Origin of the sequence: Bacillus sp. 103mf, from assembly GCF_900116295.1 — a bacterium.
Taxonomy (GTDB): Bacteria; Bacillota; Bacilli; order Bacillales; family Bacillaceae_G; genus Bacillus_A; species Bacillus_A bruguierae.
This window is the reverse complement of sequence record NZ_FPAF01000010.1, coordinates 53,191-78,937: the sequence shown is the minus strand read 5'-3', so window position 1 is coordinate 78,937 and position 25,747 is coordinate 53,191. Positions and strand designations below refer to the sequence as shown.

The following is a 25,747-nucleotide window of genomic DNA, read 5'->3' as shown; positions in this document are numbered from 1 at the left end:
AGAGAGAAGCAAAGAAGATAGGTGGGGGACAACTGTTGGCATGTGCCCGATTGGTGAAGGTCTTATGTAAATGTAAAAGTATGGATAAAAAATACTTGTGAATTACTGTAATTCAATATATAAATAAGGGTGTGGGACAGAAATGGGGGAGAATTTTATGAAAAAAATTATTGCAGTTTCTAGTTTAGCACTTATGGTAGGAATAGTAGGAGTAGGGTGTAGCAGTGAAAAAACTGCAACAAAGATTGATGAGCCTAAAACAGTATCAGTACAAAAAGAAAAAGAGAAAGAACTAGCAGCGAAGGATATTTTTAAGAACGCTATTGATAATTTCAAAAAAGAAGAACATGTTACAATGACATGTGATATGAACACGAAAGCTTTAAATATGTCAACAGATACAAAAATGAAATCACAGTTTGAGCCGAAGAAAGGAAACTCTCGAACTGAAACGAATATTGGGGGTACAGATCTTGTAGTCTTTGATGTAGGTGGGAAGATTGCGGCTGAAGTAAAAGATCCCAATTCAGGAAAGTTTGTCCCAGTTCCAGCAGATCGATTAAATCAAGTAAACGCGAATAATTTCAAAACATCTAAAAATACGATGGAAGAGTTCGAGAAAACATTACAATTGACAGGTAAAATGAAAGTGGAGAAAAATGGAGATACATATAAACTTTCATTTCAGTTGAACGGACAAGAAGCAAAGGACTATTTAATCAGTGTTAATGAAAACGCGAAAAAAATATTTGAACGGCAACAGGCAACTGTTGACTCAATGCATGTAGAGTATATCATTACAAAAGAATTTAAACTGGAATCTATTAAGACAGATGCCAAGATGAAAATGAATAAAGAAACAGTTCAAATTATAGGAGATACAAAAATTTCTTATGATGAGAAATTCGATCCAATCCAGTTACCAGAAGGAAACTAAAAGGATTTCTTGCAAAAAAACAGTTGCTAAGTTAAGCAATTGTTTTTTTTTTTTTTTTTTGTGCCAATAAGGCAAAGGTATAGTGCAGACTATGGGCTTATTTGCTGCTATGTAGAATACAACATGACCTACAGCTGCAAGTCTTTCGGAAATTTTGGAGATATAAACTTTATATAACAATAAAAAACTCTAATTGCTAATTCTGTTGTAAATACAGAAAAATAAGAATGTAAGCGCATACCATATTGTTCTGAATTTGTCAACAAAATAAATTGAAGGTCTTCACAATTTGTACTATGATGAATGTAGGAGATGTCAACAATCGCATAATAAAGGATGATAGACAGATGAAATTCACAAAAATTATTATCCAAGTAGCAGCACTTTATATATTTTATATGATTGGAGCGTGGATAGAAAGAGCGCTTCATCTTCCGATTCCGGGAAGTTTAATAGGGATGTTTTTGTTATTTATATTGCTTGGTTTGAAATTCCTTCCTGTGAAATGGTTTGATTTTGGAGCAGAAACATTGGTTGATCTTATGCCATTTTTATTAATTCCTTCAATTATTGGTTTAATGAATTATGGTTCTTTTTTTGTGCATAAAGGTATTTCGCTATTACTTACTGTTGTCGTGAGTACGTTTTTAATTATTGTTGCAGCAGGACATACAGGACAATACTTTGCGAATAGGAAGGAAAAAGAGATACAATGAGCATAGTAATTGGAATTGGTTGGATTATATTAACAGTGCTATTATATCAATTTTCAAAGAAGATTTATAAGTGGTTTCCAACGCCGTTTACCATTCCCATGCTTGTAACAACAGCTTTGATGATTATATTGTTAGTTGTATGTGATATACCGTATCAACAATATATGCAAAGTGGTGGGGGCTGGATTTCGAAATTGCTTGGACCTGGTGTAGTAGCTTTTGCGATCCCTCTTTATAAACAACGCGGTATTTTAAAGAAATATATTGTACCAATTGCTGGCGGTGTATTGGTTGGAACAATAGTTGCCATTACAAGTGATATGATGATTGCAACCGTTATTGGAACGGATAGAACCTTAATTTTATCTTCACTACCGAAGTCAGTAACGATGCCAGTAGCTATGAGTGTGTCAGAGGAAGTTGGTGGTGTACCATCGTTAACAGCGGCTTTCGTAATAATTGCTGGGATATCTGGAACAATTTTTGGTCCTCTTTTATTAAAATGGAGCAGAGTGACAAATTCTGTTGGAAGAGGAATTGGGTTTGGCTGTGCATCGCATATTATGGGCGTTATGCAGGCGATGAAAAATAATGAAAACGAAGGCGTAATCGGATCTGTAACGATGACATTAACAGCAATCTTAACATGTTTACTAGGTCCATTAATTGTAACGTTTTTTATTTAACCTGGTGAAATATTAGGTGTATGAGACGCTCTCGCTTTTCCAATTCTTTTATGTTACATTTAAAGTAATTGAAACTTTAGGAGGCATGTAAAGTGCATACGTTTTTATCAGTTTTACTTATTATTGTATCGCTGTTATTAATTGTACTTGTATTAATGCAATCTAGTAAGAGTGCTGGTTTATCCGGTGCAATTTCTGGCGGCGCGGAGCAATTATTTGGCAAGCAAAAAGCACGTGGAGTAGAGGCTGTATTAAACCGCATTACAATTGTTCTTGCTGTATTATTCTTCGTGTTAACATTTGCTGTTACGTATTTACAAGTATAAATAAAAAAGATTCGCCTTCCCAGGTTGAATCTTTTTTTATTTATCGAGAGAAATTTCTGATTAGATTATGGAAAAGAAACTATGTTACACTATGGATAGACAATATATAAATACAAATTAAAAAACGACATAAAAACCCCTTTTCTTTTTAGGGGAGGACGAGAGCATCTGGCCATGCATAGAAGCGGCCGGTTCCTTTTTCTGCCACGTGCCAGGCAGCGACTTATGTGTCGGAAAATTAAAATGGACATATATATGAGGATTACATTATAGATAGAGAAGGAGAAAGAGAAATGAAACTAGCATCCCCAAAACCATTTACATTTGAGGCGGGAGAACGTGCTGTTTTACTATTACATGGTTTTACAGGAAATTCTGCAGATGTTCGTATGCTTGGACGTTATTTAGAGACAAAAGGTTACACATGTCATGCTCCGATTTATAAAGGTCATGGTGTACCACCAGAGCAGCTCGTGCACACGGGTCCAGAAGACTGGTGGAAAGATGTAATGGAAGCATATCAACATTTAAAAGATAAAGGATATGAAAAGATTGCAGCTGTTGGCTTATCACTTGGCGGTGTCTTTTCGTTAAAACTTGCTTATACAATGCCGATTATCGGAGTGGTACCGATGTGTGCTCCGATGTATATTAAAAGCGAAGAAACGATGTACCAAGGTATACTAGCGTACGCACGCGAATATAAAAAGCGTGAGCGTAAATCACCAGAGAAGATTGAAGAAGAGATGTTTGCGTTTAAGCAAACACCGATGAACACATTAAGAGCACTGCAAGATTTAATTCGCGATGTGCGTAATAACATTGATATGATTTATGCACCAACGTTTGTTGTGCAAGCGCGCCATGATGAAATGATTAATACAGATAGCGCAAATATTATTTATAATGGAGTAGAATCAAATGTAAAAGAAATTAAGTGGTACGAAGATTCTACACATGTAATTACGCTTGATAAGCAGCGTGATGAGCTGCATGAAGATGTATATAACTTCTTGGAGCAACTAGATTGGTAAGATCTAGTTGCCTCTTTTTTACATATATAAATACAGATTGAAAAATCGATATAAACCCCCTTTTCTTTTTAGGATGGGCGAGAGCAACTGGCTATGTATAGGAGCGGTCAGTGCCTGTTTCTGCCACATGCGAAGTTTCAAACAAAGGGAGGAGGCAAGAGCAGGTCTTATTTTGTTTTGGATAGCGGTGATCTGTATGTTGAAAACCCGGCATAAAAATCCTTTTCTTTTTAGGTGGGCGGGAGCAACTGGCCATGCGTAGAAGCGGTCAGTGCCTGTTTTGTGCCACGTGCTAGGTTTAAAACAAAATGAGAAGGCGAGAGCATGTCCTGTTTTGTTTTGGATAGTAACGATTTATATGTGAAAAGCGAAAATAGATTTATATAGGACAACATCATTTATATATGGTTATCTTTTCGGATACAATATACAATACGAGGATTTAGAAGGAGGTTTTTGTACTTGGAGGAAATTATTCAAGAAAACATCGATAAATTGTTATCGTTTATGAAAGAAGAAGCATATAAACCGCTTACTGTGCAAGAGTTAGAAGAAGCGTTCGGTATTGAAGATGCAGCGGATTTTAAAGAGTTTGTGAAGGCACTTGTCATTATGGAGGAAAAAGGACTTGTTGTGCGGACAAGAAGTAATCGCTACGGTCTTCCAGAGAAAATGAACTTAGTGCGCGGCAAGCTTATTGGACATGCCCGCGGCTTTGCATTTGTCGTACCGGAAGAAAAAGGCACAGATGATATTTTTATACCGCCAACAGAATTAAAAGGCGCACTGCATGGTGACACAGTATTAGCACGTATTAGTTCAGAGTCAAGCGGTTCGCGCAAGGAAGGGACAATTGTTCGTATCATAGAGCGCGGAACAAAAGAATTAGTTGGTACATATACAGAATCGAAAAACTTTGGCTTTGTGATTCCTGATAATAAACGCTGGACGAGCGATATTTTCGTTCCCAAAAATGCTTCTATGGGTGCGGTAGAAGGGCATAAAGTTGTTGTTAAAATTACAAGCTATCCGCAAGATCGTTTAAGTGCAGAAGGAGAAGTTATTCAAATTCTTGGTCATAAAAACGATCCAGGCGTTGATATTTTATCCGTTATTCATAAGCATAACTTACCGCTTGCGTTCCCGGAAGATGCAATGGAGCATGCGAACAGTGTACCAGAAACAATTGATGAGAACGATTTACAAGGGCGCCGTGATTTACGAGATCAAACAATTGTTACAATCGATGGTGCGGATGCGAAAGACTTAGATGATGCAGTTACAGTAACGAAGCTTGAGAACGGTAATTATAAGCTTGGTGTACATATTGCAGATGTAAGTCATTACGTGACAGAAGGCTCAGCAATTGACCGCGAAGCAGCTGAACGCGGAACGAGTATTTATCTTGTAGACCGTGTTATTCCGATGATTCCGCATCGTTTATCTAACGGAATTTGTTCATTAAATCCAAAGGTAGACCGCTTAACTTTATCTTGTGAGATGGAAATTAATGAGCAAGGGGAAGTAGTGAAGCATGAAATTTTCCAAAGTGTGATTAAAACAGCGGAGCGTATGACGTATTCTGATGTGAAGCGCATTTTGGACGATGAGGATGAGGAATTAATGGCCCGCTATGAGCCGTTAGTCCCAATGTTCCAAGAGATGGGGAAACTAGCTGCTATTTTACGTGAAAAGCGTATGCGCCGCGGAGCCATTGACTTTGACTTCAAAGAAGCGAAAGTATTAGTGGATGAAGAAGGCAAGCCGACAGATGTTGTGTTACGTGAGCGTTCTGTTGCTGAAAAGCTCATTGAAGAATTTATGCTAGTAGCAAACGAAACAGTTGCAGAGCATTTCCACTGGATGAACGTACCGTTTATGTACCGTGTTCACGAAGATCCGAAAGAAGATAAATTAGAGCGTTTCTTTGAGTTTATTACAAACTTTGGATATGCGGTAAAAGGCCGCGGAAACGAAGTGCATCCGCGTGCGCTGCAACAAATTATAGAGATGGTACAAGGTCAACCAGAAGAGGTTGTTATTTCAACAGTTATGCTTCGTTCTATGAAGCAAGCACGCTACGATGCTGATAGTTTAGGTCACTTCGGTTTATCGACAGAGTTTTATACACATTTCACATCACCAATTCGTCGCTATCCAGATTTAATTGTGCACAGATTAATTCGCACGTATTTAATTAACGGAAAAGTGGACAATGAAACACAAGCAAAGTGGCGTGAAAATTTACCGGATATTGCGGAGCATTCTTCTAATATGGAGCGCCGCGCTGTTGAAGCAGAGCGTGAAACAGATGAACTGAAAAAAGCTGAGTACATGCTTGATAAAATTGGTGAGGAATACGACGGAATCATTAGTTCTGTAACAAACTTCGGTTTATTCGTAGAACTTCCAAATACAATTGAAGGCCTTGTTCATGTTAGCTATTTAACAGATGACTACTACCGCTATGACGAACGTCATTTTGCGATGATTGGCGAACGCACAGGTAATGTCTTCCGCATTGGTGATGAAATTACAATTCGCGTGATTAACGTAAACAAAGATGAACGCGCGATTGACTTTGAAATTGTCGGCATGAAAGGCAGTGTGAAACGACAACGAAAAGATCGTCCTGTTGTCATTGAACAGCCGAAAGGAACTAGAAAAAAACGCGGCGACCGTGATAATAATCGCGGCGGGCAAGGAAAAGAATCAAGCCGTAATGGAAAACGAAACGGCAGCAAAAAGAACAAGCCATTCTTTGAAAATGCACCGAACTTTAAGAAGAAAAAGAAAAAACGTAAGTAAGAAAGAAGCCATATATGGCTTCTTTCTTCATATTTTGCTACAATAGTACAAATGAAGGGAGGCAAAGATAGAGATGCCAAAAGGTCAAGGAAAAGTTATTTCACAAAATAAAAAAGCATATCATGATTATTTTATTGAAGAAACATATGAAGCAGGTCTTGTCCTTCAAGGAACGGAAATTAAGGCAATTCGCGCAGGTCGTGTAAATTTAAAAGATGCCTTTGCCCGTGTGCAAAATGGTGAAGTATGGGTACATAATATGCACATTAGTCCGTATGAACAAGGAAATCGTTTTAACCATGATCCGCTTCGTACAAGGAAGCTACTTCTTCATAGAAAAGAAATTTTAAAGTTAATCGGATATACGAAAGAAACAGGTTATACGCTTGTGCCGCTTAAAATTTACTTAAAAAATGGGTTTGCGAAAATGGAACTTGGTTTAGGTAAAGGTAAAAAGCAATACGACAAGCGCCACGACTTAAAAGAAAAAGAAGCAAAACGTGAAATTGCACGTGCATTCCGCGATCGTCAAAAAATGTAATACATAAATTTACAATTGCAAAATGGCGATCGTGTGCTATAATAACAAATGTAAGGTCAGTTGAACATTGAAAAACAGCTCATTAGCAGCTATCACGAATATACTTCGTATGCTCCATTTCTTATATGGGGACGTTACGGATTCGACAGGGGTAGTTCGAGCTTAAGTTGCGAGTCGAGGGGATCGGCCTCGTTAAAACGTCAAAGCCAATAACTGGCAAACAACAAAACAACTTCGCTTTAGCTGCTTAATAACAGCTTTTAGCGGTTCGCCCCTCCATCGCCCATGTGGTAGGGTAGCGGACTCACTCTAAGTGGGCTACGCCGGAGTTCGCCGTCTGAGGACAAAGGAAGAGAACAACCAGACTAGCAATTCGGAAGCCTGTCGATAGGCTGAAGGGTTTGCGAAATGCCAATATATCGACTACACTCGTAGAAGCTTAAGTGCCGATACTTTTGGACGTGGGTTCGACTCCCACCGTCTCCACCAATACATATTTGGTGGTTTTTTTATTTTGTATAACAAGAAGCATAAGATGGCCGTTTTGGTCAATTTATGCTTCTTTCTGTTTACAGCAGCTTTATTCTTCCTATATGAAAAATTGGTTTCGTGAACTATCAGGGTTATCCGTTCTTATATTCTGTTTTTTTTAAGTAAGTAAAGCCCTGTAAGAGAAGACCCAAATGTAATTACAATTCCAACAGCAAGGATTCCCCAGGACAAAGTATTGTTAGGAATCAACTTAGCAAAACCCGATAAGGCTGCCCCGAAAATTCCTAACCAGACTAAATGCATCAGATTATTCCAACCTATTTTTTTTTCCATAGCTCATTCACCTTCCTTTCCCTGATTATACCATCTGGAAGAAATGGTGTGTCGGATGATTTTGAATATCGTGATTTATAAAAATAAAGTCCGTATTTTAATCAAACTTTTTTCTATACTCTGTATGTATAAACTAACGGCAAGCTTATGAGTTCATTATTAGCTCGCGGTAAACTTATACTTTCACTTTTCATGAGAAATCATAGAAATGTGTTTAAAAACAAAAAATTTCAGGCAATCGGGTCATTTTATCCCGCTATTCGTGGGCAGTAAGACCCCCACCTCAAGATTGAGAGAGAAGCAAAGAAGATAGGTGGAGGATAACTGCTGGCATGTGCCCGATTGGTCGGGATTTCCATCAGTGGGAGAGGAAGAAAACCCCCACTGATGGAAGTTTCACTTTATTGAAAAACAGCTTAAAAAAGTATTTGGATGGTAATATGTTAGAATAGTTATTAGGAATGATTCTCATAGGTATGGTAATGAAAAGAGAAACTAGTTTGAAACGGAGGAATTACATGAGTAAAATCAAAAAGCACAAGCCGAATAAACTAAAAATCGTTTTACGAGTATTGATGATTATTATTGGGGCGTTTATAACAGCATATGGACTAGAATCGGTATTAATCCCAAACAACGTTTCAGATGGTGGCGTGACGGGTTTAAGTATCGTTAGCTCAAAACTACTTGGATTACCATTAGGACTTCTAATTGCAGTCATTAACATCCCTTTTGTTTGGTTAGGGTATAAGCAAATTGGTAGAAATTTTGCTATTTATTCGATTATCGGTATTGCTTCATTAGCAATCGGTACGATTCTTATGCACGAAGTACCAACTATTATTCATGGTGATACATTGTTAGTTACCGTTGTTGGGGGGATTATCATCGGTTTTGGTATGGGGTTAGCATTGCGTAATGGGGGCGCATTAGATGGAATTGATATGTTAGCCGTATTACTTTCTCGAAAATTACCTTTTGGGACAAGTGATCTCATCTTATTTTTAAACATGTTTGTCTTCATTTTTGTCTCGGCAGTATTTGGTCTTGAAGGAGCTATTCTTTCAGCAATTGCTTACTTTATTGCTTCTAAAGTCATTCACATCGTTGAAGTAGGTTTAAGTGGTTCTAAAACATTTAAAATTATCACAAAGGAACCTGAATTAATGGTAGAGACAATTCGAGATCGCTTAGGTCGAAGTGCAACGTATAATGAAGTTTACGGCGGTTATTCACGTGAACAATTTAAAGAAATCACTTGTGTCATTAACCGTTTAGAAGAAAGTAAAATGAAAGAAATCATTTATGAAATTGATGGAAATGCCTTTGTTACGGTATATGACGTAGCAGAAGTAAAGGGCGGTAATTTCACAAAACATGATATTCACTAGTTATAACTTAGAAAATTTTAATATAGTTTCACGAAAAATCACCTTTTTAGTTTGGTTAAAAGGTGATTTTTATATTGGTTTTTTTTTATAAAGGTTCCGATGAAAAGTACTTAATATGAACTAACGGCAAGTTTATGAGCTGATTATTAACTTGCCTTATGTTTTTTAATTGCATCACTAAAAAATAACTTTACAATACATAGTTTGTTAATTGTCCATCGTGATTATGAAATAGTCACCTTTTGTATCGTGAGGCGATTTTGCTATACTGTATCAGTGCGATTTATCTATAGAGGAGTGCTAGGTGGACTGTCATCATTTAAAATCGATCGTTATATCGCCGATGTTTTAGAATGGAGCTCTTATTATGTTATATGTGAGTAACAGGTGCCGCTTTTTGTCGAAGGATCTTTATTCTTTGTCGAGTCGCCGATATATTCGAAATTTCGCCGATATATGAGGAGAAACGATCGATATATTACAAAAATCGCCGATATTTTATAAAGGGGTGGCTGAGATGATTGTGAAAGAGCGGAAAATACCAATTTATCTTCGGCAGTTGGAAGCTTTATTCAGAAGATTACCCGCTGATCATCCGAAAAGGAATGCTATTTCTGAAACATTGGCCAAATACAAGGCGGGGTATAAAGGTGAACAAGCTATTGATTATCCGTTAAGCTTTTTGCCAGATAAAGAGTACAGCATTTTACATGATATAAGATTGTTTGATCAGGATCATTATTTTCAAATTGATACTCTCATCCTTTCCTCACGATTTATTCTTTTGCTAGAAATTAAAAATATAACAGGTACATTACTGTTTGACTCTGAATTTAATCAACTTATTCGCATATCTGAACAAAAGTCAGAAGGATTCCCAGATCCTATTTTGCAAATGAAAAGACAAGAAAAACAACTTCAAAAATGGTTAAACTTATATGGATTTTCAGCCCTAAAAATTGAATCTCTTATTGTTATTAGTACACCTCGTACAATTATTAAGACTTCCTCCCATAAGCAAGATTTTTCCCGAAAAGTTATTCATAGCGCAAATCTTCCAAATAAAATTGAGGATTTGGAACGTATGCATGTAGAGATTCTATCAGCGCAAGAAATACAAAATCTTACGCTTCAAATAATGACGAATCATTCTCCTTTATACCGAAATATTCTTGAGCAATATCAAGTTACGAAACATGAATTACTAAAAGGAGTACACTGCCTGGAGTGTTCCTATCTTCCAATGATTAAGGTAAACAAAGGATGGCATTGTTCGAATTGCAATGGTATTTCTAAATTTGCACACAAGGATGCTTTGCAAGATTATGCCCTCCTTCTTGGAACGACTGTTACGAATAAAGAATTGAAAGAGTTTCTTTACATTACATCAAGCTCAGTAATAAAAAGGTTAACCCGTGCAATGAACTTGCCTTATAAAGGTGAATACAAAGGGAGGAAGTACGATTTAACAAATCTAATTCAGTAATCATTTTTTGAAATTTGGTGATTCTTGTCGAAGGATCTTTATTCTTTGTCGAATCGCCGATATATTCGAAATTTCGCCGATATATGAGAAGAAGCGATCGATATATTTAAAAAATCGCCGATATTTTAGAACGCCCCCCATTATTAGTATCCCGCGTACATCGATAATGATAGAATAGAAGGGAAAATTACAGGAAATTTAGGGGGAGCAAGGTTTGCGAAATAAGAAATTGTATTCCAAGTTATATAGTAATGTTGTGCTGGCAGGAGGAGCTGTACTGCTTTTGGCACTTCCTGTTCAAGCAGCGGATAATCCTCCTGCGACTAGTGTACAAGAGAATCAAATTGTGGCATGGACGACAGGTAATTCCATTTGGACGTTTCCTTATGGATTAGCGGGTGCTAGTTATGTGGGGTCTACGAATGATTATGTAGGTCGAGATATTCAGTTGGTTCAGAAGATGACATTAAATAATGTAGTATGGTATCAATTTCGTATAGATGGTCAAGTAATTGGTTGGCTTGATAGTAGGGCGTTAAGTAATTTGAAAAATATCCAAACAATGAATCAGACGGCTGTGATGGGGGCAACGGCAGCTAACGGTATATGGTCGATGCCGTATGGTATACCCGGTGCGAATTATTTAGGTTCAACGGATCTTTATGCTTACCGAGATATTCAGTTAGTAGAAAGTGCTACATATGGTGGTGTGCAGTGGTATAAATTTAGCATAGATGGCAAAGTAATGGGCTGGATAGATCAAAAGGCGTTAGATAATGCTGGGGAAGCGCAGGCTGCCAATTTTACGGTTACAATCGGAAGAAGCTCTAATAATGGTATATGGACAACACCTTATGGGATTACAGGTGCTCAGTATGTTGGAAGCACCAATGATTATGCTTATCAAACGGTTCAGGTGGTGAAGACTGTAAAGAGAGGGAACACAACTTGGTACCAAGTAATGAAAGATGGTAAGCTGTTAGGCTGGATCGATGGGGAGAAGGCAGTGTCAGGTTTAACCAATGTAAAAGATGAAAATTCCGCTGCTGTAATTGGTTTTTCCATGAAAGGAGACGGAATATGGAGTGATCCTTACGGCGAATATGGCGCAAGTTGGATTGATTCTACTAATAAATATAGTTATCAAAACATCCAGGTTGTCCAAAGCGCTATGAAAGGAACCGTTACGTGGAATAAAATTATGACAGGCAGCAAAGTATTAGGTTGGGTGGATGCGCGTGTCTTTACGAAGACGGTATCGAATATAAAAGATGAAAATCGAATCGCACTTGTTGGAGATACGGATGGGAATGCAGTATGGAGTACGCCGTATGGTGAAAATGGTGCATCCTATGTTGGATCTGCAAGTAATTACGATAGTCGTCCGCTTCAAATTATCCGCAGTCTAGATAAAGATGGTACACATTGGTATTATTTTAAAGTAGATGGTCATGAAGAAGGTTGGATTGATGCGAAGGCAATTTCTAGTGCAACGAATATTCAAGCTTTAAACAAAGTAGGGCATGTGACCAATGCAGCGGGTAATGCAGTTTGGACGAAGCCTTACGGAATGCAACATGCTAATTATGTTGGTTCTGCAGCGGATTTTGCTAATCAAAACTTGAATTTGTTACAATCTGCAACCTATAACGGAGTGACGTGGTACCAAATTGAGCAAAACGGACGCAAGGGCTGGCTTGATAGCCGAGCGGTTAGTTTAGGTGAGGTCACACTTGCAGATCGCTTCCATACAATTGGTAATAACAATCAATTAATTGTTGTGACTACAACTGGTTACGGAACAAACTTAGCACGCATTCGTACGTTTGAACGTGTAAATGGTGCTTGGAAGCAGCTGTTAGATATGAATGGACACATTGGCCGTGATGGATTTGCACCCCAAATGAGTGAAAATGTCGTGCAGTCGCCGAGAGGGAAATATTCTATTGGTACCGCATTTGGTCGTTATGGTAATCCGGGTACAAAATTACCATTCCGTCAGATTACGTCGGATGATGTTTGGGTTGATGATTCGAACAGCGCTCTTTATAACACGTGGCAGTCTCGCAGTGCGACGAAGGGACAATGGAGAAGTGCTGAAAATATGGACATACCTGCTTATAATTACGGATTTGTTATCAACTATAATACAGATAGAACTCCGGGAGCAGGAAGTGCAATCTTCTTCCATGTTTCTGATATGTATACACATGGCTGTACTGGCACGGATCAGCAAGACGTTATTTCTATTTTGAAGTGGCTAGATCCAGCTAAGAATCCGGTGATCATTCAGAGTCCTGAATCAGAGCTCGGGAATTATTAAAGAGAAAGAGAAGGATAGATACAAGCAGTTACATACTGCCTGTTCTATCCTTTTTTTAATAGTAGCTCAACGCATGCGAAAAATATCCTATTTTAGGGAATGCTAATACAAGCTGTGCTAGCAATTATCTGGATGTATAAATGAAAGAAAAGCAGCAAATAAAGCATCTAGGAGGAAGACAATATGCATGAAATTTTAATGTCAACTTTAGCAGGATTAATCGTAGGGGTACTATTTACGCTATTAAAACTTCCAATTCCTGCACCTCCAGTTTTCTCAGCGATTATGGGAATCGTTGGGGTGTGGGGGGGAATGAAGTTAGTACAATTTTTTTGGGGTTAACATAAAAGGAAGCGGGTTATGCTTCCTTTTTTTGTTGTACCCGGGTAGGGTTGTCAATAAAAGAAGACTATGGCAGTATATAAAAGTATATATAGCGAGTGGAGGAAATAAACTTATGTCAAATTTACCAAGTTGCCCAAAATGTAATTCAGAATACACTTACGAAGATGGAGTTCTGTTTGTTTGTCCAGAATGCGCGCATGAGTGGACGTTAGAAGCGGGAAATAGTGAAGATGAAAAAGTGGTGAAAGATGCGAACGGAAATGTTTTAAACGATGGTGATTCTGTAACAGTAATTAAAGACTTAAAAGTAAAAGGAACTTCATTAGTTGTAAAAATTGGTACGAAAGTAAAAAATATTCGTTTAGTTGATGGCGATCATGATATTGATTGTAAAATCGATGGTTTCGGACCGATGAAGTTAAAATCTGAATTTGTGAAAAAAGCATAAAGTATTGATAGAAATTAAAAAGGATTACCTTGTCTCTTCATACGAGGTAATCCTTTTAATCTGTTTTTTAATCATCGAGGAACTTGTACACATCGAAGTCTAACTCCTTTAAGAGATTTCTATCATTACATGAAAAAATGATGAACGACTTTGATTAAACCAGCAATACAAGAGAATAATACAAAGCCACCTAAGCAAGAGCCAGTAACAATTTGAGTGAATAATAAATCTTGATTTTCGTTCATGAGAATCCGCTCCTTTGTCATATCTTTGAACTTTAGCTTATATTGAATTAAGAAGCGGAAACATCGAATTGCCTAACAAATTTCTTACATTATTGTAAGAATTATAATTCCTTCAAAAATGAAATAAACTTCTCCAAACTTTGTGACATTTGTTTTCCATGTTTAATAATAAAATCAATCTTCATTTTGTCTGGTAGTTCTTGATGATGAGTGGACTTCATTTCTTTTCGGCTATGTATAACATCTGCTGGTAGGATGCTTATCCCAAGTCCGGCATGAACCGCTTGGAGAATGGCTTCAAGTGAATCGAATTCTATGATAGCTGGTTGATTGAAATGATGTTTCTCTGCAAAATCCAACAATTTATTTCTATATATACAACTTGGATCGCTATTCACAAGTAGTGTTGGATGATGCTGTTCAATTGGAGAAACGAGTATGATGTCTTCAAAATAACGGTAAACATTTTCGAACTGCGAATCGTTATATGAACCGCTTATGAAAACTCCGTCAATCTCCCCGTAAGCAAGCATTTCTTGTAATTTTAGTTTACTATTTGTTTTTATTTTTACATCAATGTTGTTATTAGACTGTAAAAAGGAAGAGAGTAGGCGGGGAACTTTTACAGCGGAAATAGTTTGCGGTGCCCCGATAATTAAAGATTCTCGCCACTTTTTAGGGTTTATTTTTGATTTTGCTTCATCCATTAACATCATAATTTGATTTGTATAATGCAATAAAATTTTTCCGTCTTCAGTCAATGTTACGCCTCTGTTATTACGTCTTAATAATTTAACGCCTAGTTCTTCTTCTAAGCTTTTTATCCGCTGACTTATATTTGGCTGCACATATCCGAGTCTTTCAGCGGCTCTAGAGATAGATTGTAATTCGGCAACATGTTTAAAAATCCATAAGTCATGACTTTCCAAAATAGATCCCTCCACTGATATCATTTGAAATGATATCAACTTCATTATTCAGTATTATACCTTTTGCAGGAGCAAGGATACAATGAGTGATAGAGTGAAACTTCCATCAGTGGGAGGCTTACTGCCCACGAATAGCAGGATAATAAATACGATAAGAAGAGGAGAAAAGGCAGTGGAGATAAAAGATAAAGTAGTCATTATAACAGGCGGCGGTACTGGTATCGGAAAGACAACGGCTTTGAAACTAGCAGATGCAGGGGCAAAGGTTGTAATAAATTACAGCCGTTCGGAAAAAGAAGCAGTAGAAACAAGGGACGAGATTGTAAAGCGCGGAGGTATAGCGCTTGTTTTGAAAGCTAATGTAGCCATAGAAAAAGAGGTAAAAGACATGGTGCTGCAAACTGTGAAATCTTTTGGAGCGGTAGATGCTTTAGTAAATAATGCGAGTATAACGGCACAAATACCGATGGATGATTTGCAGTCTGTAACAGATGAAGTGTGGGATTCTCTTTTTAATGTAAACGTAAAAGGGATGTTTTATTGTATAAAGGCTGTTGTTCCTCATATGAAGAAGAAAGGAGCGGGTGCGATCGTGAATATAGGCAGCGTTGCTGGAATAACGGGACTAGGTTCGTCTGTTCCGTATGCAGTAACAAAAGGGGCCATTCATACGATGACAAAATCGTTAGCGATTTCACTCGCACCTCAGATTAGAGTGAATAGTATTGCTCCTGGTGCAGTTCATACAAGATGGTGGGCGAACCATGAAGAGAAGATGCATCAACTTGCTGGGAACATACCACTGAAAAGAATTTCAACACCTGATGAAATTGCTGAGGCGATCCTGTTTCAATTGACGCAAGAATCGATTACGGGACAGATATTTACAATTGATAATGGACAGACGCTTTGAAGTTGTAGCTTATAAAAGAAAGAGTGGGCGCTAAGAGATAGTTTTCCTATACATATTTGTCGTATAATAATTCCTAACAATCCACGTAATTGAGTTATTGTCTAGTTCTCATTTCCATCATCAGATATAATATGGTTTAGAAAGGATGATCTCTATGGAACAGCGCTCACTCGTCCTGCTTGGTTTGCTTATGAGCCAAAGTCAGCATGGATATCAAATTAATGAATTTATTGAAAGAAATTTAAGTACAGTTACAGATATGAAAAAACCTACTGCTTATGCAACTTTAGATAAACTCAATAAAAAGGGATACATTGATGTTCAATTGGAACAAGAAGGAAACAGACCATCTCGAAAAGTGTACTCTATTAATGAAAAGGGTAAACAATATTTTTATAAGTTGTTATTGAACAATTTATCTTCAGCTGAGAGCGTTAATTATCAAGGTGATATAGGACTCATGTTTATGGATTTTCTTCCATTAGAAAAATATTTGCCCGCTTTAGAGGAACGATTAAATAAAAATAAGAAATTAATTCATATTTTTAAACAAACTCCAGTGCATGAGATGAGAGTTGGGGTCAATCTGGCAATAGAGCATAAAATAACAATGTTAGAAGCAGAAATTGCGTTTCTTGAAAAAACTGTTAAAACGCTTAGTTCTAAGTGAATCGTTCAAAAAGAGAACCTCTGTATAGTAGGTTCTTTAATATAATATCTATAAATTCATTTTTATTTCGCAACATATAAGTCGCTGCTATGCAGGGCCGGATGCTCTTGCCCGCCTAAAAAGATAGGGATTTTTATGTTGCTTTTTCATTTGTATTTGTATAGTCACATTTTATTAGTCAAAGTTGACTAATAAAATAGCTGTGTATATAATGATTTTAATTAGTCACACATGACTAATTAAAATGAAAGAGTGATTTACATGATTCTCCTAGTCAGGGGAGAAGAGTTCGAAAACTTATAAACTCACTCAATCATAGCAATAAAACCTTATAGTAAAGCATGATGAACGAAAAAAGCATAGATGTCATGCAGATAGTTCATTCGAGGAAGTTTTCACAAACATTAAGGAGGTTTTTGAGGATGATCGTTGTTACAAACAGAATAAAAACAAAAGTAGGATTTGCACAAAAAATGGCTCCAGCATTCACTCGTTCAGGTGCATTACAGCAAATGGAAGGTTTTGTGAAGGTTGAAGTGTTAATTACACAAAACTTAACTGAGTATGACGAATTAAATGTAAATATGTACTGGGAAAATGAAGAGAGCTTTATGAAATGGAGAAATAGTGATGCGTTTAAAGAAGCGCATAAACGACCAGAACCAGGCTCTAAAGAAGCGCAGCAAGAATCACCAATTTTAGGAAGCCAGATCATTGTTGCAGAAGTGGCGTCTGTAATGGAAGCACTTCCTGAAAAATAATATACAATTGTTTAAAAATGTTCCCAAAAGATACTATCTTTTGGGGACATTTTTCATTTGGAAAGAATAAAGTGAAACTTCCATCAGTGTGGGGCTCTTCATCCCCCACCTATCTTCTTTGTTTCTCTCTCAATCTTGAGGTGGGAGCCTTACTGCCCACGAATAGCGGGATAAATCGGTAGGGGAATTTGAGGTGTATTTTAACAAGCGTAAATCAGTAGGTAAAGAGAATTCTTATAGGTGAAGGTTTCTTAAGAAAAACTTAAGAAACCTCCCTGCTATTTGTTAAGAAATGCTACTTATACTGAGACCTATACAATACTGATTAAACGAGGAGATGTTTTATGAAACTCTTTACATTTTTAACTGAGTTTATTAAGCATCCTAAACACACTGGAGCGATTGCACCGAGTTCGAAAATATTAGCAAAAAAAATGGTGGATGCAATTGATTTTGAAGACGCAAGGTACATTGTGGAATTAGGGCCAGGCACAGGGGTTTTTACAAGAGAAATTATGAAACGAAAAAAGAAACATACCAAGTTTATTCTGATTGAAATTAATGAAGTTTTTGTGAGAGATTTACAGAAGCAGTTTGGGGATGATCCAAGTGTTTTCGTTATCCACGGATCAGCTGAAAAGATACAAACGTACATGAGAGAGATACAGATAGATAAAGTCGATTATGTATTATCTGGTTTACCGTTTACCTCGTTACCGATGGAAGTATCATCGCGTATTTTAAGTAATGTGATGGATGTGTTACGAGAGCATGGTGAGTTTATCACATTTCAATATTCGCTCATACGGAAATCGTTTATACAAAATTTTTTCCCACAAGTATCTGTTACAAAAGTTTGGTTTAATTTCCCGCCAGCTTATGTACTGGATTGTAGAAAAGAAGTAGGGAGTGCTGTTATGTATGGAGTTACATGAATTGTTATCATATATTCAGCATTACGGTTACGGTGCTTTGTTTTTTTGCTTATGGTTAGGAATTGTTGGTATGCCGATTCCGGATGAAATGATTGTGATGAGCGGCGGATTGGTTTCATCTATGCATATCTTAATGCTGATTCCAGCATTTCTGCTAACGTATTTCGGCGTTGTATCAGGACTCTCTTTAGGATATATCCTTGGAAAGACAGTAGGTTCGAAAATTCTTGATGCATTGATGAAAAAGAAGAAGGAAAAGTATCTTTGGAAATCACAGGCACTGCTTGAACGATATGGACATTATGCATTAGTAATCAGCTACTTTATACCGGTAGTGAGACATATTATTCCTTACTTAGTTGGAATCAACAATATGTCATTTAAAACGTATGCTTTGTACTCATATATGACAGGATTTGTTTGGACGTTATTGTATTTTATGCTCGGGTATATGTTTGGAGGTAATATCGAGCGTATTGTAGCGCTCACAACGAAGTACGGTTTGTTTTTGGGGATTGTTGTTGCAGCGACATGTGGTGTGTATTATATAGGTAGAGAGGTTAAGGGATAATTTAACAATATTCTAATCTTATTTGTTAGAATATTTATATAATAAGAAATGATAGATTGATAATGTTGGAGGAGAGATTGTGAGTCGAGAAACAATACTTGTCGTAGATGATGAAAAAGAAATTCGCGATCTAATCGCGATTTATTTAAAAAATGAAGGATATGAAGTGTTGCAGGCTGGGGATGGTGCAGAGGGATTAGAAATATTACAAAAGCAACAAGTGCATTTAGTTGTATTAGATATTATGATGCCGAAACTAGACGGTATTCATATGTGTATGAAAGTAAGAGAAATAGCTGAGATGCCAATTATTATGTTATCCGCAAAAACGCAAGATATGGACAAGATTTTAGGATTAACAACTGGAGCAGATGATTATGTAACGAAGCCGTTTAATCCATTAGAATTGATTGCGCGAATTAAATCGCAGCTTCGCAGGTATATGAAAATGAGCGGAGGCTTTATCCAAAACGAAGATGAAATTGAAATTGGTGATATGAAAATAAATGTTGCGACGCATGAAGTAATTGTGGGACACGACGAAGTGAAACTTACACCGAGGGAATTCTCTATTTTAGAGTTACTGGCGAGAAATTGCGGGATGGTATTTAGTGCGGATCAAATTTATGAACGAGTATGGAATGAACCGTCCTTTCAATCTGATAATACGGTAATGGTACATATTCGAAAAATCCGCGAGAAGACGGAAGAAAATCCAAGGAAGCCTCGTTATATAAAAACGGTTTGGGGAGTGGGATATAAGATTGAGAAAGATATTTAAAAACATATTCAGACCGATTGGTTGGATGATTCGAACTTTAAAAAAAATAATATATAAAATCGTAAGAGGGGTACAACAGAGTATACGTGTACAACTGATAACGACATTTGCTTTTTGTATTTTGCTTGGTGTGATAGGAGGGTGGGCTTCGTCTCCACTTTTTCAAGGAGCCAATAAGCACGCTGTCATTGATTATTCGTCGGGTATGCGAGGAATCGATACAACCGCTGAAAGGCTTGTTGGGGTAATTACAAGAGAGAGCACTTTTCATGTACAAGAAATTCTTGAATGGCCAGAGTACCAGAGAACATTGAAAGTTTTAATTGTAGATGAGGATGGAAAAGTTGTCTATAAGACAAAAGGTGCTCAGGAAGAACAGATTAATCTTCATAGTACCATTCGTAATATCATGAGTTTTAAAATAAATCGCTCTAGTTATGAAGATCAAGATGTAATACATGAAAGCAAGCGTAAAGAATTTACAACGTTTTATCCTGTTACTATTCAAGAAAAAAACATGTATTTAATTGCAAGTGGTATACCACAAGGGAATATTATTGAAGTTCAGGATGATAGTCCGTTCCCATTTTTGATTGGTTTTGTTGTCTTTTTAGCTTCTTTCTTCTATATAACAAAGCGAAAGATGAAGCAAATTGAAGCGATGGCAGAAGGTGTGAAAGAGATTGCAAAAGGAAACTTAGCATATCGGATTGAAGAAAAGGGCAAAGATGAAATGGCCTTATTAACAGAGAATATTAATCATATGGCAGAAGAATTATTTTCTAATATAGAAAAAGAAAGAAGAATAGAGAAGCAAAAAAATGAATTAATTACAAATGTATCGCATGATTTACGAACACCGCTTACTTCGATTATGGGGTACTTGCGCTTATTACGTGATGGTAAATATGAAGATAAAGAACAATACGATGAGTATGTAAGAATCGCCTTTTCCAAGTCAGAGCAGTTAAAGAATTTAATAGAAGATTTATTTGAATACACAAAGCTAACAAATGAGAAGATTATATTAGAAAAACAAGAAGTATGCATAAATGAACTACTTGATCAATTAATTGAAGAACTTGTACCACAAGCAGAGGAACATGGTCTTTCATTTGTGAAAGAATTTCCTGAAGATCGTCTATACGCTTCCTTGGATTCAGAAAAAATGGTTCGTGTGTTTGATAATTTATTAATGAATGCCATTAAGTATAGTAAAGATGAGGGAGAAATTATCGTTTCACTTCAAAGGGAACGCCGTAACATTCGCATTTCTATTGCAAATGAGAGTGAGGAGTTTACAAAAGAAGAGTTAGAGAACCTATTTGAACGCTTTTATAAAAAGGATCAATCAAGAAGTAGAGTGTCAGAAGGCTCAGGGCTTGGGCTTGCGATTGCCAAAAGCATTGTGGAATTAGAAGGCGGAGAAATTCGAGCGGAATATGCAGATGGGATAGTTCGGTTTATTATTGTATTGCCGGTTGTGGCGGGAGAATGCTGATGAAAAAAGACAGCAAAGATGATATGTCTTGGCGAATCTTGAAGTTATGGATATCAATCCCGAGGAGTATCCGTTTAGCATTTTTGTGGTCCATCATTATAGGATTTTCTTACTTAGGTTGGGTGAAAATCATACGTAGATTATTTGAGTGAATAGATAGAAAAAGCACCTCAATCTCCAATGAGGTGCTTTTTTCTATCTATTTACACACGTACAGCTGTACCGCTTACCGCAACCATTAACATTCCGTCGCGAACCACTTCGTAGTCTACGTCGATACCAACGATTGCATTGGCACCTTTTTGAGCTGCAAGTTGTTTCATTTCTTCCATCGCAATGTCACGAGCTTCTTTCAATTTACTTTCATATGCACCAGAACGGCCGCCGACAACGTCACGAACAGAAGCAAATAAGTCGCGAACGATATTTGCACCCATAATTGCTTCACCGTTTACGATGTCTACATACTCAATAATTTCTTTACCTTGAATAGTATTAGTTGTTGTTACGATCATGATTAACACGCTCCTATAATCTTTAAAAGTTTATTGTTATTTCTTATGTTCTTATTATTACATGGAGACAGTAAAGTAACTATCTCATAACCTTACATAAAGATGACAGTTTTGTAATATTTCCTAAGTACTGAAATGAACGATATATACAAGTTAAAAAATAGGCATAAAACCCCTTCCTTTTTAGGTGGGTGAGAGCATCTGGCCGCGCATAGAAACGGTCAGGGCCTTTTTCTACCACATGCAAAGTTTAAAACAAAAGAAGAAAGCGAGTGCAGGTCATAGTATAATTTCCGTAGCATCGACTTATATGCTGAACGCTTAAAATGGATATCAAGTTGAAAAAATCTTTTTTAAGGCCACTTGACTTCTGTTTGTGTTGTAACTATAATGATTACAACTAAGGGGTGATAAATATGAAAATTAGTAGCCGTTTTACGATTGCTGTGCATATTTTATCTCTCCTAAAAAGTAATCCACCTTCTATTTGTACTTCAGAGTATATAGGGGAAAGTGTAAATACAAATCCAGTAATTATTCGGAAAGTACTATCGTATTTAAAAAAGCAGGTTTTGTTGAAGTACGCCGCGGCGCAGGAGGAGCTTACCTCGTGAAAGAGTTGTGTGAGATTACCTTGTTAGATGTGTACCGAGCCGTAGATGTGGTGGAAGAGGAAAAGTTATTTCATTTTCATGAAAATCCAAATCCTAATTGTCCGGTAGGAGCAAATATACAAGCCGTTTTAGAAGTGATTTTAGTTCAGGCACAAGAAGCGCTTGAGCTCGTATTGGAAAGCATAACAATGGAGAAATTAGTTATATCATTAGTAAATCAAATACATTCTGCAAAGTAATTTTTTTTAACTTAGTTGTAACTTAATTGATTACAACGGAAAGAAAAGTTAGGGAACATAAACATGACTGTAAAAATTAAAGCTTATTCTGATTTTATATGTCCATTTTGTTTTTTAGGAAAAGCTCCTTTGGATGAGATTGTAAAGGGGAAAGATGTAGAAGTAGAATGGATGCCATTTGAATTGCGCCCAAGTCCATATCCAAGAATCGATCCATGGAAAGAGCCTGACAAGCTAGGTTCATGGGATTCATTTATTGTTCCTACCGCAAAAAAATTAGGAGTAGAAATGCGTTTACCTCGTGTTTCTCCGCACCCGTATACAAACCTTGCCTTTGAGGGATACCACTTTGCGAAGGAACATGGAAAAGGAAATGCGTTTCACGATAGAGTGTTTGCTGCCTTTTTCCAAGAAGAACAAAATATTGAAGATATCGAAGTATTAACAAAATTGGCAGGGGAAGTTGGACTCCCTAAAGAAGCATTTAAAGAAGCATTAGTATCAAGAAAGTATAAAGACGTACAAGAAGAAGCGTTGCAACACGCTTACGAAGAAGCACAGATTATGGCCGTTCCAACATTCGTTATTGGTGATGAAGTGATTCAAGGATTAGCGAGCAAAGAAAGATTAGCAAAAGCAATCGATCAAGAGCTAGCAAAAAGTAAGGAAAATGAATTAGATGGAATGCAATGTAATGTAGATGGATATTGTTGATAAGAGATTGAATGATAATCAACATATAAGGTATTGGAGGAATGAAACATGTCAGTTACTACAACAAATTTAAAAGATGCAATTATGAATCGCCGTTCTATTCGTAAAGTAAAAAAGAACGAAAATATTACGCAAGAAAGAATTAGTGACGTTTTAAAAACTGCTTTATACGCACCATCAGCTTTTAACATGCAAAGTGGTCGCATCGTTGTATTAATGGATGCAGAGCATGAAAAGTTTTGGGATATCGTAAAAGAAACGCTTCGTGCCCTTGTTCTAGCAGAAAATTTTGAGGCAACTGCAGCAAGACTGCAAGGATTCCGTGATGGAGTAGGAACAGTGTTATTCTTTGAAAATCAAGAAACTGTGAAGAGAATGCAAGAAAACGCACCGTTATACAAAGAGCAATTCCCATTCTGGTCTCATCAAGGAAGTGCAATGCTGCAATATGCAACATGGATGGCTTTATCTGCAGAAGGAATCGGAGCGTCTCTGCAACACTACAACCCAATTGTTGATGAAGAAGTAAAACAAACTTGGAACATTCCAGCAGAGTGGAGTCTAGTAGGACAAATGCCATTTGGTGAGCCGGATGAGCAGCCAGGCGAAAGAACGTTTTTAGCTTACGAAGATGTAGTTAAATTTTATTAAGATAAACATGTTCAAGGACTAGGGGGAGTCAAAAGAAGAATTTAGAAATTATTCGCAGCATCTATTTGAAGTTCTTTCAGAGAATGTAGGGTGGATAGAGGTTGCAGACTTTCCCTACTGAGAAATACACATTAGTTTAGAAGTTATTATGGAGAACGTATTTAGCTGCTTAGATTTGTGAAATGTGATAATGAGAACAGGAGTATCACTATATTCAAAGAGAAAACGTCTCGAAAATTAGAGACGTTTTTTATATTTATCCCGCTATTCGTGGGCAGTAAGCCCCCCACCTTAAGATTCAGAGAGAAGCGAAGAAGATAGGTGGGGGATAACTGCTCGTAAAAGCCCGATTGGTGAGGGCTTTCCATCCGTGGGGGATGAAGAAAGAAAACCCCCACGGATGGAAGTTTCACTTTATATAATAATTAAAAACATTGCTAACATCCTTATCTATTGTGATATGGAAATGTAAAATAATTGATGTAATAAAATAATTTTGTTTCCTTATAGAATAAGTAATATCTATTTATTATAACCTAACAATTAATATTCAGAATTATTTTTATTTATTGAAAGGAGAGGGGTTTTACAGTATATTTTTTGAGGAACATTTATTTTGATATAAAAAGGGGTTATTTATTTGAAGAAAATATTTAAAGTGCTTTTATTACTAGTAGCATTAGTGGGCGGTAGTGTAGCTGTATTTTTAGCCTATATTATGATTACGGATGAGAAACCTGTTAGTGTTCGTAAATTAAATGTAGAAAATAAAAATGAAAAAGTCTTAAAACAGGGAGACACATTTACAGCAACGACTTTTAACATAGGTTATGCTGGTTTGGATAAAGACCAAGACTTTTTTATGGACGGAGGAAAAAGTTCTCGTTCTAGCAGTAAAGAACAAACAGAAAAGAATCTTAACAACATGCTATCTTTTTTACAAAAAGAAGATTCTGATTTTATCTTATTGCAAGAGGTGGATACGAAATCTTCAAGATCATTTGATGTGAATGAATATGACGTATTTAAGAATGGTTTGAAAAACTATGAATCTTCTTTCGGATATAACTATCATGCACAGTGGGTACCTGTTCCGATTACTAATCCAATGGGATATGCGAATTCAGGAATGAGTTCATTTTCTAAGTATAAGATTGATACAGCAACAAGATTTCAACTGCCAGGGAAAGAGCCTTGGCCAAAACAATTATTTGATTTAGACCGAGCAATCGTTGAGCATAAAATCCCTGTGAGTAATGGGAAATATTTAAGACTCGTTAATCTTCATTTATCTGCTTATGATAAAGGCGGAAAAATAAGAAGGCAGCAAGTTGATTATTTGAAAGAGTATATGAACGAACACTATAAAAACGGTGACTATGTGATACTGGGCGGTGATTGGAATCAACTAGTCTCTGATGTACAGCTAAAAGATCCTAAGTTTCAAAAAGTATGGCCTGAATGGTTAGTACAATTGCCAAAAGATTTCACGGACGGTGGATTCCAGTGGGCGGTAGATCCTAATGTTTGGACCGTTCGCGATGATGTGAAGAAATATGTAGAAGGTGAGAATTTCGTTACGATTATTGATGGGTTTTTAGTTTCGCCAAATGTAGAAATCGTAAATGTACATGGAAATGATCTGAAGTTTGAAAGTAGTGATCATAATCCGGTAAGTGCGGTGTTTAAATTAAAATAAGTTTTATTTTGTGAATAACTTTTTGTAGCGACACAAGTGAAACAGCTAGAAGTAATTTTAGAGAAATAGATGAACAGACTTGTCTTAAAAAACGTCTCAAGCTTTGTTGGGACGTTTTTTTATGCAAGAAATATAAATTTTTG

Annotated in this window: 25 protein-coding genes, 1 other RNA gene and 2 pseudogenes; 25 read left to right on the top strand and 3 right to left on the bottom strand. The window is 36.7% G+C overall.

Annotated elements, in window-relative coordinates:
* Positions 1-157 precede the first annotated feature (157 nt).
* From BM350_RS18990 to ssrA, 8 genes are all read left to right on the top strand, one after another.
* Complete coding sequence (locus tag BM350_RS18990) at positions 158-937, top strand: DUF6612 family protein (RefSeq protein ID WP_090915978.1); 780 nt, start codon at positions 158-160, stop codon at positions 935-937.
* A gap of 347 nt (positions 938-1,284) precedes the next feature.
* Positions 1,285-1,653 carry a CidA/LrgA family holin-like protein gene (locus tag BM350_RS18985; RefSeq protein ID WP_090915980.1) on the top strand — a complete coding sequence of 123 codons (369 nt, stop codon included), beginning with the start codon at positions 1,285-1,287 and terminating at the stop codon, positions 1,651-1,653.
* On the top strand, positions 1,650-2,339 hold the full coding sequence (locus tag BM350_RS18980; RefSeq protein ID WP_090915982.1) for an LrgB family protein: 690 nt from the start codon (positions 1,650-1,652) through the stop codon (positions 2,337-2,339). Before BM350_RS18985 ends, BM350_RS18980 begins: the two co-directional genes overlap by 4 nt.
* Positions 2,340-2,431: 92 nt before the next feature.
* Positions 2,432-2,665: a preprotein translocase subunit SecG gene (secG, locus tag BM350_RS18975; protein WP_090915984.1), complete on the top strand. Its 234-nt coding sequence runs from the start codon at positions 2,432-2,434 to the stop codon at positions 2,663-2,665.
* Between the two features lie 293 nt (positions 2,666-2,958).
* Positions 2,959-3,699, top strand: coding sequence for an alpha/beta hydrolase (locus BM350_RS18970; RefSeq protein WP_090915986.1), 741 nt, complete (start codon positions 2,959-2,961; stop codon positions 3,697-3,699).
* 462 nt (positions 3,700-4,161) lie between these two features.
* Positions 4,162-6,507 carry a ribonuclease R gene (gene rnr, locus BM350_RS18965; RefSeq protein WP_090915987.1) on the top strand — a complete coding sequence of 782 codons (2,346 nt, stop codon included), beginning with the start codon at positions 4,162-4,164 and terminating at the stop codon, positions 6,505-6,507.
* A 73-nt stretch (positions 6,508-6,580) separates the two neighbouring features.
* Positions 6,581-7,048 (top strand): SsrA-binding protein SmpB, encoded by a 468-nt coding sequence (gene smpB, locus BM350_RS18960; protein WP_090915989.1) that lies wholly within the window; start codon positions 6,581-6,583, stop codon positions 7,046-7,048.
* Between the two features lie 127 nt (positions 7,049-7,175).
* Positions 7,176-7,537, top strand: a transfer-messenger RNA (tmRNA) gene (gene ssrA / locus BM350_RS18955).
* A gap of 144 nt (positions 7,538-7,681) precedes the next feature.
* Here the strand turns inward: ssrA and BM350_RS18950 are convergent.
* Positions 7,682-7,873, bottom strand: a complete 192-nt coding sequence (locus tag BM350_RS18950) for a hypothetical protein (protein ID WP_090915991.1) — start codon at positions 7,871-7,873, stop codon at positions 7,682-7,684.
* A gap of 518 nt (positions 7,874-8,391) precedes the next feature.
* Between BM350_RS18950 and BM350_RS18945 the strand changes: the two genes are divergently transcribed.
* The 6 genes and pseudogenes from BM350_RS18945 to BM350_RS18925 all read left to right on the top strand — a co-directional run bounded on the left by BM350_RS18945 (position 8,392) and on the right by BM350_RS18925 (position 13,866).
* Positions 8,392-9,264, top strand: coding sequence for a YitT family protein (locus BM350_RS18945; protein ID WP_170857737.1), 873 nt, complete (start codon positions 8,392-8,394; stop codon positions 9,262-9,264).
* Between the two features lie 517 nt (positions 9,265-9,781).
* Entirely contained in the window at positions 9,782-10,750 is a 969-nt protein-coding gene (locus BM350_RS18940; protein WP_090915995.1) for a nuclease-related domain-containing protein, read from the top strand.
* 256 nt (positions 10,751-11,006) lie between these two features.
* Positions 11,007-12,224 (top strand): annotated as a pseudogene (locus BM350_RS27685) (GW domain-containing glycosaminoglycan-binding protein); the annotation flags it as partial.
* Positions 12,216-13,073: a GW domain-containing glycosaminoglycan-binding protein gene (locus BM350_RS27680; RefSeq protein WP_280141400.1), complete on the top strand. Its 858-nt coding sequence runs from the start codon at positions 12,216-12,218 to the stop codon at positions 13,071-13,073. The pseudogene BM350_RS27685 and the gene BM350_RS27680, both read left to right, overlap by 9 nt.
* A 183-nt stretch (positions 13,074-13,256) precedes the next feature.
* Positions 13,257-13,415, top strand: a complete 159-nt coding sequence (locus BM350_RS18930; RefSeq protein WP_090915999.1) for a XapX domain-containing protein — start codon at positions 13,257-13,259, stop codon at positions 13,413-13,415.
* A gap of 115 nt (positions 13,416-13,530) precedes the next feature.
* Complete coding sequence (locus BM350_RS18925) at positions 13,531-13,866, top strand: zinc ribbon domain-containing protein YjdM (protein ID WP_090916001.1); 336 nt, start codon at positions 13,531-13,533, stop codon at positions 13,864-13,866.
* Between the two features lie 346 nt (positions 13,867-14,212).
* On the opposite strand, the gene BM350_RS18920 is transcribed toward BM350_RS18925, so the two are convergent.
* Positions 14,213-15,040 (bottom strand): LysR family transcriptional regulator, encoded by an 828-nt coding sequence (locus BM350_RS18920; RefSeq protein WP_090916003.1) that lies wholly within the window; start codon positions 15,038-15,040, stop codon positions 14,213-14,215.
* Positions 15,041-15,212: 172 nt separating this feature from the next.
* On the opposite strand from BM350_RS18920, the gene BM350_RS18915 reads away from it, so the two are divergent.
* From BM350_RS18915 to BM350_RS18885, 7 genes are all read left to right on the top strand, one after another.
* Positions 15,213-15,953: an SDR family NAD(P)-dependent oxidoreductase gene (locus tag BM350_RS18915; RefSeq protein WP_090916005.1), complete on the top strand. Its 741-nt coding sequence runs from the start codon at positions 15,213-15,215 to the stop codon at positions 15,951-15,953.
* Positions 15,954-16,107: 154 nt separating this feature from the next.
* A complete protein-coding gene (locus BM350_RS18910) occupies positions 16,108-16,623 on the top strand; it encodes a PadR family transcriptional regulator (protein WP_090916007.1) in 516 nt (171 codons plus the stop codon).
* A 422-nt stretch (positions 16,624-17,045) separates the two neighbouring features.
* A complete protein-coding gene (locus BM350_RS18905) occupies positions 17,046-17,384 on the top strand; it encodes a heme oxygenase (protein ID WP_090916009.1) in 339 nt (112 codons plus the stop codon).
* Positions 17,385-17,728: 344 nt separating this feature from the next.
* A complete protein-coding gene (locus BM350_RS18900; RefSeq protein ID WP_090916010.1) occupies positions 17,729-18,319 on the top strand; it encodes a class I SAM-dependent methyltransferase in 591 nt (196 codons plus the stop codon).
* Positions 18,306-18,890, top strand: a complete 585-nt coding sequence (locus tag BM350_RS18895; protein ID WP_090916011.1) for a DedA family protein — start codon at positions 18,306-18,308, stop codon at positions 18,888-18,890. The genes BM350_RS18900 and BM350_RS18895 overlap by 14 nt, the downstream gene beginning before the upstream one ends.
* Positions 18,891-18,969: 79 nt before the next feature.
* Complete coding sequence (locus BM350_RS18890; protein ID WP_090916013.1) at positions 18,970-19,671, top strand: response regulator transcription factor; 702 nt, start codon at positions 18,970-18,972, stop codon at positions 19,669-19,671.
* 25 nt (positions 19,672-19,696) lie between these two features.
* Positions 19,697-21,172 carry a sensor histidine kinase gene (locus BM350_RS18885; protein ID WP_090916141.1) on the top strand — a complete coding sequence of 492 codons (1,476 nt, stop codon included), beginning with the start codon at positions 19,697-19,699 and terminating at the stop codon, positions 21,170-21,172.
* Positions 21,173-21,375: 203 nt separating this feature from the next.
* Here BM350_RS18885 and BM350_RS18880 read toward each other — a convergent pair whose 3' ends face one another.
* Positions 21,376-21,687: a heavy metal-binding domain-containing protein gene (locus BM350_RS18880; protein WP_090916015.1), complete on the bottom strand. Its 312-nt coding sequence runs from the start codon at positions 21,685-21,687 to the stop codon at positions 21,376-21,378.
* 416 nt (positions 21,688-22,103) lie between these two features.
* Here BM350_RS18880 and BM350_RS18875 point away from each other — a divergent pair.
* The 4 genes and pseudogenes from BM350_RS18875 to BM350_RS18860 all read left to right on the top strand — a co-directional run bounded on the left by BM350_RS18875 (position 22,104) and on the right by BM350_RS18860 (position 25,604).
* Positions 22,104-22,540: pseudogene (locus BM350_RS18875) on the top strand (Rrf2 family transcriptional regulator).
* A 63-nt stretch (positions 22,541-22,603) separates the two neighbouring features.
* Positions 22,604-23,254 carry a DsbA family oxidoreductase gene (locus tag BM350_RS18870; RefSeq protein ID WP_090916017.1) on the top strand — a complete coding sequence of 217 codons (651 nt, stop codon included), beginning with the start codon at positions 22,604-22,606 and terminating at the stop codon, positions 23,252-23,254.
* Between the two features lie 48 nt (positions 23,255-23,302).
* Positions 23,303-23,905 carry a nitroreductase family protein gene (locus BM350_RS18865; RefSeq protein WP_090916019.1) on the top strand — a complete coding sequence of 201 codons (603 nt, stop codon included), beginning with the start codon at positions 23,303-23,305 and terminating at the stop codon, positions 23,903-23,905.
* Between the two features lie 640 nt (positions 23,906-24,545).
* Complete coding sequence (locus BM350_RS18860) at positions 24,546-25,604, top strand: endonuclease/exonuclease/phosphatase family protein (protein ID WP_090916021.1); 1,059 nt, start codon at positions 24,546-24,548, stop codon at positions 25,602-25,604.
* Positions 25,605-25,747: the final 143 nt, after the last annotated feature.